Origin of the sequence: Vibrio sp. S457-15, assembly GCF_000960545.1 — a bacterium.
Lineage (GTDB): Bacteria > Pseudomonadota > Gammaproteobacteria > Enterobacterales > Vibrionaceae > Vibrio > Vibrio parahaemolyticus.
The window spans coordinates 307,095-322,346 of the sequence record NZ_JYOQ01000114.1; the positions used below are offsets into that span (position 1 = coordinate 307,095).

At 45.3% G+C, this 15,252-nt stretch carries 13 protein-coding genes; 2 read left to right on the top strand and 11 right to left on the bottom strand.

Annotated features, from left to right (window positions below; genetic code table 11):
• Positions 1 to 111 precede the first annotated feature (111 nt).
• Positions 112 to 2,394, top strand: coding sequence for a 5-methyltetrahydropteroyltriglutamate--homocysteine S-methyltransferase (gene metE / locus UF05_RS10350; protein ID WP_045545755.1), 2,283 nt, complete (start codon positions 112 to 114; stop codon positions 2,392 to 2,394).
• 144 nt (positions 2,395 to 2,538) lie between these two features.
• Here metE and UF05_RS10355 read toward each other — a convergent pair whose 3' ends face one another.
• From UF05_RS10355 to UF05_RS10390, 8 genes are all read right to left on the bottom strand, one after another.
• Positions 2,539 to 2,931, bottom strand: coding sequence for a GspS/AspS pilotin family protein (locus UF05_RS10355; protein ID WP_015296982.1), 393 nt, complete (start codon positions 2,929 to 2,931; stop codon positions 2,539 to 2,541).
• A gap of 3 nt (positions 2,932 to 2,934) precedes the next feature.
• Entirely contained in the window at positions 2,935 to 3,231 is a 297-nt protein-coding gene (locus tag UF05_RS10360) for a YciI family protein (RefSeq protein WP_005481648.1), read from the bottom strand.
• 115 nt (positions 3,232 to 3,346) lie between these two features.
• A complete protein-coding gene (yciA, locus tag UF05_RS10365; RefSeq protein WP_005459205.1) occupies positions 3,347 to 3,742 on the bottom strand; it encodes an acyl-CoA thioester hydrolase YciA in 396 nt (131 codons plus the stop codon).
• A gap of 157 nt (positions 3,743 to 3,899) precedes the next feature.
• Positions 3,900 to 4,463, bottom strand: a complete 564-nt coding sequence (locus UF05_RS10370; RefSeq protein WP_005481614.1) for a septation protein A — start codon at positions 4,461 to 4,463, stop codon at positions 3,900 to 3,902.
• Between the two features lie 221 nt (positions 4,464 to 4,684).
• Positions 4,685 to 4,927: a hypothetical protein gene (locus tag UF05_RS10375; RefSeq protein WP_005481662.1), complete on the bottom strand. Its 243-nt coding sequence runs from the start codon at positions 4,925 to 4,927 to the stop codon at positions 4,685 to 4,687.
• Between the two features lie 95 nt (positions 4,928 to 5,022).
• Positions 5,023 to 7,575 (bottom strand): quorum-sensing autoinducer 1 sensor kinase/phosphatase LuxN, encoded by a 2,553-nt coding sequence (gene luxN, locus UF05_RS10380; protein WP_045545756.1) that lies wholly within the window; start codon positions 7,573 to 7,575, stop codon positions 5,023 to 5,025.
• A complete protein-coding gene (gene opaM, locus UF05_RS10385; RefSeq protein WP_031857020.1) occupies positions 7,568 to 8,749 on the bottom strand; it encodes an acyl-homoserine-lactone synthase OpaM in 1,182 nt (393 codons plus the stop codon). The genes luxN and opaM overlap by 8 nt, the downstream gene beginning before the upstream one ends.
• Positions 8,750 to 8,904: 155 nt before the next feature.
• The gene (locus UF05_RS10390; protein ID WP_045545757.1) at positions 8,905 to 10,164 is read right to left on the bottom strand and encodes a dicarboxylate/amino acid:cation symporter; all 1,260 of its coding nucleotides are present in this window, start codon (positions 10,162 to 10,164) and stop codon (positions 8,905 to 8,907) included.
• 541 nt (positions 10,165 to 10,705) lie between these two features.
• On the opposite strand from UF05_RS10390, the gene UF05_RS10395 reads away from it, so the two are divergent.
• On the top strand, positions 10,706 to 12,247 hold the full coding sequence (locus UF05_RS10395; RefSeq protein WP_045545758.1) for a long-chain-fatty-acid--CoA ligase: 1,542 nt from the start codon (positions 10,706 to 10,708) through the stop codon (positions 12,245 to 12,247).
• A 118-nt stretch (positions 12,248 to 12,365) separates the two neighbouring features.
• Here UF05_RS10395 and UF05_RS10400 read toward each other — a convergent pair whose 3' ends face one another.
• From UF05_RS10400 to trpB, 3 genes are all read right to left on the bottom strand, one after another.
• Entirely contained in the window at positions 12,366 to 13,058 is a 693-nt protein-coding gene (locus tag UF05_RS10400) for a Crp/Fnr family transcriptional regulator (protein WP_005465100.1), read from the bottom strand.
• A 172-nt stretch (positions 13,059 to 13,230) separates the two neighbouring features.
• Positions 13,231 to 14,037: a tryptophan synthase subunit alpha gene (gene trpA / locus UF05_RS10405; protein WP_015296978.1), complete on the bottom strand. Its 807-nt coding sequence runs from the start codon at positions 14,035 to 14,037 to the stop codon at positions 13,231 to 13,233.
• Entirely contained in the window at positions 14,037 to 15,227 is a 1,191-nt protein-coding gene (gene trpB / locus UF05_RS10410) for a tryptophan synthase subunit beta (protein WP_005465096.1), read from the bottom strand. Before trpB ends, trpA begins: the two co-directional genes overlap by 1 nt.
• Between the last annotated feature and the right edge of the window lie 25 nt (positions 15,228 to 15,252).

Genomic DNA, 15,252 nt, shown 5'->3' on the forward strand with positions numbered 1-15,252 from the left:
TGTCCAAACGACAGAGGAGAGAGATAGTTTAGCCATCCAGACATCTTGTGAATTTAGAGAAAGATGCTCTGACCTAAACAAATTGAACAAGATTGAAAAAGGAATAGGGACATGGCTACAACAACGCACATACTCGGTTACCCACGCATCGGTGAAAAACGAGAATTAAAATTCGCTCAGGAAAAATACTGGCGCGGTGACATCGATCAAACAGAGCTTAAGAAAGTCGGTGCAGATCTGCGCGCTAAAAACTGGCAAACACAAACAGAGGCTGGTTTAAGTTTTACTACCGCTGGCGACTTCGCTTGGTACGATCATGTATTGACGACGACGTTGCTATTGGGTCACGTGCCAAAACGTCACGCAGGTGGTTTTCCTAATCTCGATACGCTATTCAAAGTGGGTCGTGGTCAATCTCAAGCGGGTTGTGGTTGTGCGGGTGCAGCAGCATCGGATATGACTAAATGGTTCAACACAAACTACCACTACATCGTACCTGAATTCAGCAAGGACGATACGTTTGAAGTGAGCTGGCCGCAACTGTTTGAAGAAATCAACGAAGCAGTCCAAGCTGGGCATAAAGTGAAGCCGGTATTGCTCGGCCCAGTTAGTTATCTTTACTTAGGTAAAGAGGTAGAAGAAGGGTTCGATCGCCTGACGCTACTGCCACGATTGCTTACGGCTTACCAAGCTATTTTGGCTAAGCTGGCGAGCCAAGGTGTTGAGTGGGTTCAGATTGATGAGCCGATTTTGTCGCTTGAGCTAGAAAAACAGTGGGCTGACGCGTTCAAGCTGGCATACCAAGTGATTCGTAGCGATGTGAAAGTGCTGCTAACGACGTACTTCGATTCTGTCACCGATACCCTAGACAAAATTGTTGAGTTACCAGTGGACGGTTTGCACGTTGATTTGTCTGCCGCGCCTCAGCAGCTTGACGACGTGGTTGCCAAACTACCAGAAGGTTGGGTGCTATCTGCCGGAGTTGTGAATGGCCGTAACGTGTGGCGCTCGGATTTGAGTGCGCAACTTGAACGTCTACAGCCAGTCAAAGAGAAATTGGGCGACAAGCTTTGGGTGGCGAGTTCATGTTCTCTATTACATAGCCCAGTTGATCTGGAACTGGAAACAGAGCTAAGTGAAGAAGTGAAAAGCTGGTTTGCATTCGCAAAACAAAAAGTGACAGAAGTCGCTTTGCTTGGCCGAGCACTCGACGGTGATCAAAATGCGATTCTCGCTTGTGATACCTATAGCCAGCCAATCAAAGCACGTAAAACGGCAACACATGTGAATAAGCCCCAAGTGCAAGCTCGTTTAAACAATATTACAGCTTCACTTGCCGAGCGCAGCGCACCTTACGCGGAGCGTGCTGCGCATCAAGCTGAAGTGTTGGGTTTACCTTTGTTGCCAACCACGACTATCGGTTCTTTCCCTCAAACAGGTGAAATCCGTGTTCAGCGCAGTGCTTATCGTACTGGTCAGTTATCTGAGTCCGACTATATCCAAGCACTTAAAGGACACATTGCGGATGCCGTAAAACGCCAAGAAGCGCTCGACCTAGATGTACTTGTGCATGGTGAAGCAGAACGTAACGACATGGTGGAATACTTCGCGGAGAATTTGGCGGGCTTCCAAACGACGAAGTTTGGTTGGGTACAGAGTTACGGTTCGCGCTGTGTGAAACCAGCCATTGTGGTTGCCGACATTGAGCGTGAAAAGCCGATTACGGTTGAATGGTCGACGTACGCACAATCGCTAACCAGCAAGCAGATGAAAGGCATGTTAACTGGCCCAGTGACGATTCTATGTTGGACGTTCCCGCGTGAAGACATCACACGTCAAGAAATCGCGCTACAACTGGCTTTAGCACTGCGTGATGAGGTTTCTGATTTGCAAGATGCAGGCATCAATATCATTCAAATCGATGAGCCTGCGATTCGTGAAGGTTTGCCGTTGAAAAAGCGCGACCACAAAGCGTATTTAGAATGGGCGGTGAATGCATTTAAGATCTCAGCAGCGAGTGCAAAACCAGAAACTCAGATTCACACTCACATGTGTTACAGCGAGTTCAATGAAATCATCGATTCTGTTGCAGCGCTCGATGCGGATGTGATTACCATTGAAACGTCACGCTCGAATATGGAACTGCTTAAAGCGTTTGAAGAGTTCAATTACCCGAACGAAATCGGCCCAGGTGTTTATGACATTCACTCACCAAACATTCCGACGGAAGAGTGGATTGAAGGCTTAATCAAGAAAGCGGCAGAAAAGATTCCGGTACAACGTTTGTGGGTAAACCCAGACTGTGGTTTGAAAACACGTAACTGGGCAGAGACGGAAGCTGCACTTGCCAACCTTGTGTCTGCTGCGAAGAAGCTTCGCGCAGAGCTTGCATAAGGTAGCTCTTCACCAATTTAAAGTGGCCAATAAAAAAGCGGAGACCATCGTCTCCGCTTTTGTATCTTTTATTTAATGTCCGCCTAGCTCACTAACGACGGCTCTCGTTGTCGTCGGGCTTGAGCGACAAGCAAATTACTGTGACTATTTGATTTTGCTACAGGTTTGCTCTGAAACCAATTCATCAGCAATTAACTGACCGCGTGAGTTACGCACTTTCAATCGGTACATCAAACCCATATCAATTTGCTCTCTTACCGACGGCGTATTGCAGTATGTATAAATACTGGTATTCAGTACTTGGTTTAATGGTTTCGCACCTAAAGCATCGTCGTTGTAAATCATCATCATTTCTACCACGTTCTTGTTAGAAGAAACACGCATGATTTGCAGCGGACCGTATTCCAACGGCAGTCCGGCAGACAAGACACCAGCACGGTTAGACGCCATTAATTCAAGTTGGCGTTGGTTGTCATTGTTTGATGAACAACCCGCCAATGCACCAAAGGCGAGGAAGAGACACAGTAATTTTTTCATAACTTAAAACACTTTTTTGAACGGTTTTACGATCACGTTTTCGTAAACGCCCGCCGCCACATAAGGATCGGCGTCAGCCCATGTTTTGGCATCTTCCAAAGAGGAAAATTCAGCAATGACTGTCGAACCAGTAAAGCCGGCTTCTCCTGGGTTATCAGAGTCGATCGCTGGCATTGGACCTGCGGTAAGTAAACGACCTTCATCTTGAAGCTGTTGCAAGCGTTCTAAATGTTGAGGACGAACGCCCATACGCTTTTCCAATGAGTTCTCGACGTCCTGAGAAAAGATGACGTACCACATAGCATAGTTCCTTAATTGGTGGGGTAAAGTGTTAATTTAACGTCTTTTTTGAACCTCTCACAAGTGAACAATAGAAAATGTGAGATTCTTCCTAGCAATTCGATTTTATGACAACTTAGCTTTGCACTGGACGTGGTTTGCCTTCACTGTCGATGGCTACATAGTTAAAGGTTGCTTCACAAACCATGAAACGATCTTCGATGCCGTCGACTTTCACTGGTTTCACCCAGACTTCTAGGTCAACGCTCATAGATGTACGGCCGATTTTCTTACACACGCCGTAACAACAAACCACGTCACCTACGCTGACTGGTTTTTTAAATGTAATGCTTGAAACAGAAACGGTAACGACGCGACCAGAACAGATCTCTTTCGCCAGAATCGCACCCGCCAAGTCAAGTTGAGACATTATCCAACCACCAAAGATATCGCCGTTTGCATTTGTATCAGCGGGCATTGCAAGGGTACGAAGCAGAAGCTGGCCTTTCGGAGAGTTAAATTCTTGGCTCATAGTGACATCCTAAATCTTCAAGGGCGCTCAAAAAAAGCGCAAATATGGTGTGCCAATAAGAATACTAATGCAGTAATTATTGGTCCGTTGAACAAAACAGCGACCCGAAGGTCGCTGTGAATAATACATTTGCGCGGATTATAGCAAAATTGAGTTTTTAATCATCAACCGAGACATCGGAGGAGTTATTTTTCTCTTCCTTTGGCATGTGCTTGTAAATGTAGACACCAGTAGCAATCATGTAGGCGAAGGTGGCAATCAGCATTCCAAACACTTTGAAGTTAACCCAAACATCCAGAGGTAGCTCGTAAGCGATGTAAATGTTTAGGCCTGCAAAAAATGAGAAGAAGCCTACCCATGCCCAGTTTATCTTCGCCCAAATCGCGTCAGGTAGCGTGATCTCTTTACCCAACATGCCTTTGACGACCGATTTTCCCATTAAGTGGCTGGCGGTTAAGCCAACGGCAAGCACCACGTAAATGATAGTGACTTTCCATTTTATGAAGTTGTCGTCATGGAAGAAAATGGTCATGCTGCCGAATATCGTGACGATGACAAACGTGATCAGTTGCATCTTCTCTACTTTCTTATACAGAGCGTAGGTCACGATAAGTTGAACTGCTGTTGCAACGATGAGTGCTCCAGTCGCTACATAGATGTCGTACATCTTGTATAGAGCGAAGAAGATAATGAGAGGAATAAAATCAAGGATTTGCTTCATGTTGCCAAAAACTACCGAGTTGTTGAGTTGCTGACAGTCTAGCGGAATCTGGCGTAATGTGAATAGCTCAAGGGATTTGGATAAAAAATTGCCGCTCAATGAGCGGCAATGTATTGATATGTTTAAGGCACCTAAAAAGGCGAAATCTTGCTCGTTAGTACAGATAGCTTGGTGAGCTTCTGTAGGCTTGACTCATGGCTCGAGTGCTAAACGGTTCTTTCCTACGCCACACGTTGGTATTGAGAAATCAGAGACTTTACGTCTTCCAAATAGCCTTCTCTCAACAAGTTATCGACGGTGGCTTCTAGCTCTTCATGCGTCATGGTGAAGCAAGTTGATTTGCCTGTCATTAGGCTCAAATATTGGTGATATTCTTCCTCGGTGTAGCGTCCGATTCTGTCTAACAATAGTGCTTTTATTCCGTGATGAATCAAGCCGTAATATGTGTGTCGGTGAAGTAACATAGCCATCTCCTTATCAAGCTTCCTGACTGCATAACAGCAAGCTCAACGCTCTGGATAATTCGGTTTGTACTTCAGTTAAGCAGTTTTAATGCCAACTATTCATTCGCAATTTGATAACTGTTCGTTACGCTTATTTTATCGAAATGAAGCCATCTCACCAGTACATCACGCAATGCGTTGAGTGTGGTTGGCTTTTCCAGACGACCATCCATCAACTTAGCAATCATCTCGAGCTCTTTCTCTCCAGACTCGCCAGACAGGGCAATGATTGGCGTAGTTGGAGAGCACTGCTTGATTTTTTCGCTGGCATCAAACCCATTCATCACGGGCATTTGAACATCCATCAACACCAAATCGACCTGATGTAATTGAAACAGTTCCACCGCATTTGCGCCGTTATTGGCTTGTAAACTATTGACGCCAAGTCGATTTAGGTACATTTGAACCAAAGTACGTTGCACCTCTTTATCATCGACAATGAGCACAGTTGGTGCATCTTTGTTGATTTGTACGACAGGTTCTGGACTTGGTTTGGTTTTGACTTTCTGATTCCAGTTGTAAAAGTTTGGCGTTCGAAGCGTTTCTACTTTCGGTGCATTTGGCACAACCGGAAAATGCAGATAAAACTCGGTAAATTCATTAGTTACCGATTTACACTCAATTCGACCACCAAAAGAACGCATCACGCGCTGACAGTAACCCAAGCCAAGCCCGCTACCGCCGCTTTTCTGGAATGAGAAAAAGTCATCAAAGATTTTGTGTACGATGCTGTCATCAATCCCAGGCCCTGTATCGCGGAAAACAAGCGTGTTTTCATAAGGGCCGACGAGGGTTCTGATTTCAATTTGACTATCGGGATAGGAATCAAAATAGTAAATCGCATTGCGAATCAAATTGAAAATGACAAAGTTGAACAGCGTCTCGTTGATTTTGGCGACAAAGTCGTTTTGAGTCGGAAGTTTCACCCTTTCGATGATGTGTTCGTTTTCAAAACCGTATCGACTCACCGCAAGATCCACCGCTTTATGAATCGAGGTAAGCGAAAGGGGTTCATGCACAGCAGAAGTATCGCTGACTTCGCGCAAGATGATGTCGATGAGTTGGCGTCCACGCTGAATTGCTGCTTGGCCTTTTTCGATATCGCTTCTGATCTTGTCATCGGATGCATTGCTATCAATGTGCTGTTTCAGCGCTTCAAATTGAAGCTGAACTTGCGCCAATGGGTTGCGCATTTCATGGGCGATCGAGTTGGCCAACGCGCGGCTTTGACGAATCTTTCTATCAGACTCAATCGTATTTTGTACGCGGATCAACAATGTTTGTAGTGCTGAAATCTCTTCGTTCGAAAACAGTTTGTTATCGCTTTTGTGTGAAGAAATCAGCAAATGTGAAACCGACTTTTCGCGGCCAAATAGTGGCATAACAAGTGCCGTGTTACTCGATCTCATGCGTTCATAAAGAGCTTTGATTGAACCTTTTGAATTCGGTTTTTCGTCGAGCCTTTCAGAGAGTTCGTCGAGCACCAAAACCGAATCATTGCTGTGTAAATAATCTTCGTAGAAGGTTTCGGTGTAGTTACTGGTTACGAGTTGAAGCTTGTCATTGGGTATGTTGAGTAATGTGCTCAACTGATGCACGGCATCGTCGATTGAGCGCTTAAACTCTTCTTCTAACGCTAAGATCTGCTGAACTGGTGTTTGTCGATTGCCGTATATAAAGAACGATGCGATTCGGCTAACGCGTTTGTAGACCAAGTGCCAGGTGATGCCAATCAAGGCGCAAATCGGAATTGAGATGAGCCATTGATTGTCTTCAGACATTGGAATAAATACCGCACCTAATGGCAGGACGAAAATGGTGCACACAAAAAGCACACTGATCGTCAGATAAGCAAGGTATTTGGCGCTGTAGAATCTCGATGTAAGCAGCGCGTAACCAACAAACAGCATTTCACTGATGGATAACGCTGGTGGCAGCCACGTTAGTGAGAAATCCCCAAGGAAGTAGGTCATGCCTAGGTGTATGACAGCCGTAGACAGCATGAATACTAAGATCCCTGCGATCATGTAATTGTTCTTCGCTATAGAGAGCTTACTGCTGTTTGCGCGCATGCTAATGAGGTTGGTGAGTGTCATAACGACAAAGGTCACCAATCCCATGAAGAAATAAGAAGTGTGAGGGCCAAACTCAATCACAAATTGACTAGGGCCATCAATCAGCACATTCTCAACGGTTAGGTTCGGGCGTAAATTGATGACCAGAGAATAAACCGTCAGCGCAACAAAAATGCCTTGTTGCCACAGTTTTACTTTGCCTTTTTTCTGCTCGGCGGCGAGCTGGCAAGAAAAGTAGAAAGCAAAAGCAAATGCGAAGAAGGAAGCTAAGTTGGCTAATTTCGCCATGAAAATGCCGCCCTCTGACCCAAGCAGAGGTAGCAAATCGGTATGGAAGTAGGCGTTACTGCTAATCCAAATAATAATGCATGTCGAATAGGCGATATAAGGCGCGTGGTACGAACCTAAGATCACTTCGTTCTTTTGTTTAAGGCGATAGCAGTAGTACAGCAGCCACACGAGAACCACGGCCACTGTCGCAAACAGTGTGATGGCTTTCGGGTAGAGTAGGCCACTAAGACCTATATCAAGCATGTTCATTCACCTGCGTATTTTGTCTGATTACTCGAATACGGCGTTTATAATCGCGAAAGTCTGTGCGTTTAAAGGTGTCTACCATCGATTCAAAATTCCAGAAACCCCGGTACGTATTAATACCGTCACCGTTAATGTCGCAGTATCCTGAATGAAAGTAGGCTTTAGAATCAATAGATTGATAAAAATTTAACATGAACGCTTGTTCTATAATGGTGAACCCAACCTTGTAGCCTGACTGAAACAGCACATTCATCAGCTCTTTTTGTGCAAGATATAAGAAGTAGAGCTTGTGTTGAACGCTGCCGCTCACCGTAAGACGCAGCACTTCGCATACCATCTCTGTTTTAGTTATGTGTGTTTGGAATGCCTGATCAAACACTGTTAAAGAACCATAGTCTGTAACGAGGTCACTTGCCAAGATATCAAGACGATTAAGCTCTTGATAGCCGTGCAGAGGTAGACAGAATCGCCATTTTTCACTGTTAAACTGCGGCGCATAACTTAGCCAAGTGTTACGTTGGTTCCAGTCTTGGATTAGCGCTGATGCGACCAACACCGGAGTTGTCTGAGTTTGGAGCAGAATAAAGTGCTTACCTTTCTGAGAAAGTGACAACAAGGGCAAAATCTCATACCACTTTTCTCCTTGAACGAAGAGCTCCAAATTACTCAGCGCAACTGCGTCACTCAAGGTCATTGCCACTGGGTAGCTGGGCAGTTGAACGCGCATTGAAGACTTTGAAATATCATCAATGAGCATTGCTGAGTAAGAGGCGTCTTCGAAGGAGAGTTCAGTCGCTGGCTCGCGGTTTTCAAGCGAGTATTTCTGTTTGATGGCTTCGATTTCGCAAGCGCACCAAAAGTCTAACCAATGAGGGAAGCACTCTGCTACGGTTAATTCAAGTAGATAGACGTCGTCATGTAGGTTGTTCGGATGCAGTCGAACCAAATCTCGATAATCCATTAACTCAAACAAGACAGAAAGACTTTTGGACTGGTACTCAGGATAGCGTGCCAGCAAGTTCGTTTCTCGTTGATGAGTGATGGACTCAAAGAGAGAGGCTCTCTCTTGTGGTGTGAGGAAGCGAAGAACAATATCGATCAGTGCCTGTTGTTTTGTTTCAATAGGCAAATCTGTATTGGAAAGCGAAACCAAAGACAGCTTAAGACTCATGATACAACCTAGATCTGACGTTTTTTATAGTTAGTACGGGCGTTATATCACTTCAGAAAAATTATGCTATTAGTTTCTATTTGTATGGTTACGTAATGCAAAGAATCGAAAAAAAAGCCGCTCTTTTGAGCGGCTTTTAAGTATTTGTTAGGAAACTAAGCTTCTTGCTTCTGTAACTCCGCGTCAGCGGCAGTTTCTTCTACTAAAGCATCAACAATGACCGCACATGCTGCATCACCAGTAATGTTTAGAGCCGTACGAATCATGTCGAAGATACGGTCAAGAGCGAAGAGTAGAGGCAGACCTTCAATTGGAATACCCGCCGCTAGTAGTACTGCTACCACTAGGAAAGAAGGGCCCGGAACACCAGCTTGACCAACCGCACCTAGAGTCGAAGTCACGATGATCGCGATGTAAGCGCCCACGCCTAGGTCGATGTTGAACAGCTGTGCAAAGAAGATAGCCACCAAGCCGTAGTAAATCGCATTACCAGACATGTTGATGGTCGCGCCTAGAGGCAGAACGAATGACGCAGTTGAGTTTTTCACGCCAAGTTCTTTTTCACACGTATCCATAGTGACAGGCAGTGTCGCCATTGACGACGCTGTTGATAGTGCAACTGCTTGTGGTTTTTTCATTGCAGACACGAATTTCTTCGCTGATGTCTTCGTGAAAACATGCACCATTGCAGGGTATACGATAAAGCCAAACACAAGGATTGCCGCAACGTAAACAACGAACAGTTTGAATACAACCATGAGTGCGCCAAAACCGAACGTACCTACGGCTTCTGCCATCAGACCAAATACACCAATAGGTGCAATGATCATCACTTTATTGATCATCCAAACCATTGCATCAACAATGCAGTTCACCCCATTGATGATTGGTTCACGACGCTCTTTCGCTTGCTTAGAAATCGCAATACCAAAGAACATACAGAATACTAGGATCTGTAGGATGTTCGCTTCATTCAGTGATTGGAAAACGTTGGTTGGGATCATACCAGTGATGGTTGCCCAGAAAGTAGGTAGTTCACCTTTTGAAGCGTACTCTGCCGAGAACATGCCTTCTACGCCAGAAACGTCGATGCCCATGCCCGGTTGGAATACTTCACCCATAAACAGAGCCAATGCAACTGCTAGAGCCGAAGTTAAACCGAAGTAACCCAATGTTACCAAGCCAACTTTACCCGCAGACTGGCTGTTACCAAGACCAGCAGCACCAGAAATCAAAGCGACAGCAACCAATGGGATTACCAGCATCTTGATTAGGTTGATAAAGATAGCACCTAATGGCGCGAATACAGTCGCATCATGACCCATTAGAGCACCAACGGCAGTACCCACGATCATTGCAATGACGACTTGCACGCCAATGTTGTTTAGCAAACTCTTTTGTTTTAACACTTCCATAACCTCTGTGCTAATAAAATGTAAAATCCTAAAATTACCCACCAGCCTGTAATTGTTTTATGGATAATTATCTCGCCTTGCTTTTTACACTTATCGTTCACAATTGGCAATATGCAGCAGAAGCTTATTGATGAAATAATCGATATTTCATTGACGGGTGCTAATTTTTTGCACGATAGCAAACGATTGCCATTTGCTTAATGTATGGATTCTGTATTTCGATGTGTTCTTGGGTGATAAGTCACGTTTGTTGAAATTAAGTTAATGTTAATGGCTTGTTCAACGGTGGAGTTGAGGAAGGGCTTTGGTTTTTTGGTTTGATATTTATAACAATAATTAGCTAACACGCTCACATTTTGGTTCGTGCGGGCATCTGAATGTTAAATTTTTTACATTCTTGCGTTTTTAAATCTTGTAAATGTAATGTTAACAAAAGGCGGTGTGGCTTTTCCAAGCCTCCTAGTCGCCCATGATGCGTGACTCTCTTAAAGGAATTCACGAACAACAATGAAAATGACAAAGTTTTAGAGGGTAAGCCATTATGATGAACCTTGCTGCTGCCTTGCAGAGAAATGCTGCAAGTAAACCGAATAAAACGGCCTTGATATGTGGTGATAAAAAATTCACATACGCAGAATTTGACGCGATTGCGGGTAAGATCGCGACTTCGATGATTAAAGCGGGCGTCAAACCGGGAGACCGAGTGGCGTTATCGTGCCCGAATTTGCCTTTCTTTCCTTTCGTTTACTTTGCGGTTCAGAAGGCGGGTGCTGTTACCGTTCCGCTGAACGTGTTGCTCAAATCTAGAGAAATCAAATACCACCTAGAAGATTCGAAAGCGAAGTTTTACTTCTGTTTTGAAGGAACGCTCGAACTGCCAATGGCGAAAGAAGGCATGAAAGCGTTTAAAGAGGTGGATGCGTGTGAAACGATGATCGTAATGACGCAAGATCACACTCAAAAAGAGTACCAAGGTTTACCGACACTGACGTCTTTTATAGAAGATATCGAACCTTTGGCGGATTACGTTGCTCGCGATGCGGATGACACTTGTGTGATTTTGTATACATCAGGCACAACGGGACTGCCCAAAGGAGCAGAGCTCACGCAGCAAAACATCGTAATGAATGCGCTTGTGGCTCAGAACATCATGGCGAGTCAGGCTGATGATGTTCATCTAGTAACGTTGCCACTGTTTCATACATTCGGTCAAACCGTGCATCTCAATGCTAGCGTGCAAAGCGGTGCAACTTTGGTTTTAGTACCTCGATTTGATCCGAAACATGTGTTGGAGCTGATCGAAAAGCATCGAGTGACACTCTTTGCCGGTGTCCCTACGATGTACATTGGTTTGCTGCATGTTGAACATAATTGCGATATTTCGTCGCTACGGGTAGCCGTTAGTGGAGGCTCGTCACTACCGACAGAAGTATTTAAGACCTTTGAAGCACGATTCAATGTACCAATTCTAGAAGGTTACGGCTTGTCCGAAACCAGTCCGATAGCGTGTTTTAATCACCTTGATCAAGAGCGAGTACCGGGCTCTGTCGGGCAACCGATTCAAGGTGTTGAGGTGAAAGTCGTTGATCTTGACGGTCATGCTCTCCCTGTCGGTGAGGAAGGCGAAATTATTGTGCGCGGGCACAACGTCATGAAAGGTTATCTTGATCGCCCAGAAGTGACGGAATCGGTGTTGCAAAGTGGTTGGTTCCATACCGGTGACGTCGGGCGATTTGATGAGTCGGGTAATCTGTTTATTGTCGACAGGATGAAAGACTTGATCATTCGAGGTGGCTTCAATGTGTATCCTCGTGAGATTGAAGAAGTATTCATGACGCACCCTGCGGTAGCGATGGTGGCTGTGATAGGTATTCCGCATCAAGAATATGGCGAAGAGATCAAAGCCTATGTGGTATTAAAACCGAATCAATTTGTCGAAGCCGATGAGCTGCAATTATGGGGGCGAGAGCAGTTAGCCAATTTCAAATACCCAAGGTTTGTCGAAATTCGTGAACAGTTACCGATGAGTGCTACGGGTAAGATCTTAAAGAGAGAGCTAAAATCGGAACTCGAAGTCGCATAAGTATGATGTCAAAGCCAGCGAAGCTCTCGCTGGCTTTTTGTTTGATCTACATGGTATCGGTTGGTGGTCATTTTAGCTGAGTACGCCGGTTAGACCAAAGACGTGTTTGCATCTACAACTATTCCAACTGTTTGAGATACGCTTCCATTTTCAGTGGATTCAATATGGTAATACTGCCGTATTGCAGCCTAAGAACGTTCGAGTTTTCCAATTTCTTTAGTACCTTATGAACACTTTGTCGTGTTAGCCCCATCATGTTGGCGATGTGCTCACGAGTCACTTTCACTACACAAGACTGGGCACTTATAGGACGGTTATGTTGATATTCTGCCAGAAGTAATAACCGTCTGCCGATCCTCTCTTCTATACCGCGAATGGCGTCGTCTTCGATAACGGAAATAGCTGACCATAATCTGCGGCTGAGCAAATCCAGAATCACAGGGTAGCTTTGTGGATATTTGGCTAACAACTGCCGAAATTTATCGCCAGGTAGCTCTAATAGGGTTACGTCGGTATGAGCTGTTGCTCCGAAAATACGTGGCATGCCGGGTGAAAATACATTGTCGCCAAACCATCCTCCGGCTTCGAAAATCATCAAGGTGACTTCTTTTCCTTTGGAACTTATCGAGTTAACGCGTACAGATCCTTTGGCGATCACCATCAATGAAGAGTGCTGCGCGCCTTTACTGCAAATGAGTGCCTTCTCGTCGAAGTGTCGTGCGCGAACGATTTGTACTGCTTCGTTTATTCCTTCCACTGGCAAACCGGCTAAAACAGGGCATTGCAGCAACAACGATTTGATATCTTCCATGTCAGTACCTTACAAAACAGGTTTGAACAATGGCATTTTATCACTTTATGGATTCGCTTCTTTAAAAGACGGTTGGAAGTGAGAGCATTGCGAGGTTTGCAATCAAGTTGATAAAAAAACGCCCATTAACGAGAATCAATGAGCGTTTGCAGTGTTTAGCTTGTGGTGTCGATTACTTTTGAGTTGCTGCTTTCATTGCTGAGACAAATTCACCAAGCTTATCGAGCATGATTTGCGGTTGCTCTACGTGTGCTTCGATGATTTTTACGACTGCTGAACCCGAAATTGCACCTGCAGCACCCGCTTCAATGGCTTGTTTTACTTGTGCTGGTTCAGAAATGCCGAAACCTAGTAACGCTGGTGGTGCATCAAACTGGTTTAGCTTTTCAAGCATATGGTCAACTGGCATGTTAGCTTTGGTTTCTGCACCCGTCACACCCGCGCGTGAAAGCAGATAAGTGTAGCCGCCGCCTAATTCAGAAACTTGTTTTAGCGTCTCGTCACTTGCCGTTGGTGGTGCGATAAAGATTGGGTGGATTCCAAATTTCTCTGCCGCGGCTACGAACTCTGCGCTTTCGTTAGTCGGAACGTCTGCAATGAGAACGGAATCGATGCCCGCTTTTGCACAGCGCTCGTAGAAGCTCTCAATACCGCGTGAGTATACAAGATTGGCGTACATCAATAGACCAATTGGCAGGTCTGGGTACTTTGCTCGAATTTTTCCGATTTGCTCAAAACAGATATCCGGAGTTGCACCCGAATCTAACGCTCGAATGTTGGCACCTTGAATTGTTGGGCCGTCCGCCAATGGGTCTGAGAACGGAATACCAAGTTCAAGCGCATCAGCGCCAGATTCAACCAGTGTTTCCATGATCTTGTACGATTGCTCGGCGTTTGGATCACAAACCGTCACGAATGGTACAAATGCGCCTTGGTTTTTCTCGTTTAGGCGTGCAAACATCTTCTCATAACGGCTCATTAGATTACTCCTTTTTCTTCTAAGATGGCGTGTACGGTGAAGATGTCTTTGTCACCACGACCAGATAGGTTAACAACCAGTAATTGCTCTTTTTCAGGATTCTCACGAGCCATGCGCAGTGCATGTGCCAGAGCATGAGAGGATTCAAGTGCAGGAATGATGCCTTCGCTGCGAGCTAGTTCTTGGAATGCTTCTAATGCTTCATCATCCGTTACGTTGTCGTATTCAGCGCGACCGATAGCGTTAAGGTGTGCGTGCTGTGGACCAACTGAAGGGAAGTCTAGACCGGCTGAAACAGAGTAAGACTCTTCAACCTGACCATTCTCATCTTGCATTAATGGTGCCTTCATACCAAAGAAGATACCTGTTTTACCATGCTTAAGTGGCGCACCGTGTTGATCCGTATCGATGCCTTTACCTGCTGGCTCCACGCCAATCAGGCGAACGCTTTCTTCTTCGATAAAATCTGCAAACATACCAATCGCGTTTGAGCCACCACCCACACAGGCGATAACAGCATCAGGTAGGCGACCTTCACGCGCCAGAATTTGGTTTTTAGTCTCTTCACCAATCATGCGTTGGAACTCACGCACAATAGTTGGAAATGGGTGAGGGCCTGCTGCTGTACCGAGAAGGTAGTGTGCGTCTTCGTAGCTGCCTGACCAATCACGCAGCGCTTCATTACAAGCATCTTTAAGTGTTGCTGAGCCTGAATGGACAGGAATTACTTCTGCACCCATCAGTTTCATGCGGAACACGTTCGGGCTTTGACGTTCAACGTCTTTTGCACCCATGTAAACTCGACACTTGAGGCCAAGTAGTGCACACGCAAGTGCAGTTGCTACACCGTGTTGACCTGCGCCTGTTTCTGCGATGATTTCGTGTTTACCCATGCGCTTCGCAAGTAGCGCCTGACCAAGTACTTGGTTGGTTTTGTGTGCGCCGCCGTGAAGCAGATCTTCACGTTTTAGGTACAATTTTGTTTTTGTGCCTTTGGTTAGGTTACGAGTCAGAGTCAGTGCCGTTGGGCGACCAGCGTACTCTTGAAGGAGCGTCATGAACTCGCTGCGGAATTCTGGATCTTCTTGCGCGTCAATAAACGCTTGCTCTAGTTGCTCAAGTGCTGGAACTAGAATTTGCGGAACGTATTGACCGCCATATTCGCCAAAGTAGGCATTCAGTTTTGCCATTTTGATAATCCTTCTCGTATTTTTA

What these genes read in the sequence shown, in the direction of transcription:
- yciA (WP_005459205.1), bottom strand. Translation starts at nt 3,742, where the DNA reads ATGAGCCAAGAATTTAACTCTCCGAAAGGCCAGCTTCTGCTTCGTACC.
- UF05_RS10375 (WP_005481662.1), bottom strand. Translation starts at nt 4,927, where the DNA reads ATGTTACTTCACCGACACACATATTACGGCTTGATTCATCACGGAATA.
- UF05_RS10390 (WP_045545757.1), bottom strand. Translation starts at nt 10,164, where the DNA reads ATGGAAGTGTTAAAACAAAAGAGTTTGCTAAACAACATTGGCGTGCAA.
- metE (WP_045545755.1), top strand. Translation starts at nt 112, where the DNA reads ATGGCTACAACAACGCACATACTCGGTTACCCACGCATCGGTGAAAAA.
- luxN (WP_045545756.1), bottom strand. Translation starts at nt 7,575, where the DNA reads ATGCTTGATATAGGTCTTAGTGGCCTACTCTACCCGAAAGCCATCACA.
- opaM (WP_031857020.1), bottom strand. Translation starts at nt 8,749, where the DNA reads ATGAGTCTTAAGCTGTCTTTGGTTTCGCTTTCCAATACAGATTTGCCT.
- UF05_RS10395 (WP_045545758.1), top strand. Translation starts at nt 10,706, where the DNA reads ATGATGAACCTTGCTGCTGCCTTGCAGAGAAATGCTGCAAGTAAACCG.
- UF05_RS10360 (WP_005481648.1), bottom strand. Translation starts at nt 3,231, where the DNA reads ATGTGGTACGTCATCTTTTCTCAGGACGTCGAGAACTCATTGGAAAAG.
- UF05_RS10355 (WP_015296982.1), bottom strand. Translation starts at nt 2,931, where the DNA reads ATGAAAAAATTACTGTGTCTCTTCCTCGCCTTTGGTGCATTGGCGGGT.
- trpA (WP_015296978.1), bottom strand. Translation starts at nt 14,037, where the DNA reads ATGAGCCGTTATGAGAAGATGTTTGCACGCCTAAACGAGAAAAACCAA.
- UF05_RS10400 (WP_005465100.1), bottom strand. Translation starts at nt 13,058, where the DNA reads ATGGAAGATATCAAATCGTTGTTGCTGCAATGCCCTGTTTTAGCCGGT.
- UF05_RS10370 (WP_005481614.1), bottom strand. Translation starts at nt 4,463, where the DNA reads ATGAAGCAAATCCTTGATTTTATTCCTCTCATTATCTTCTTCGCTCTA.
- trpB (WP_005465096.1), bottom strand. Translation starts at nt 15,227, where the DNA reads ATGGCAAAACTGAATGCCTACTTTGGCGAATATGGCGGTCAATACGTT.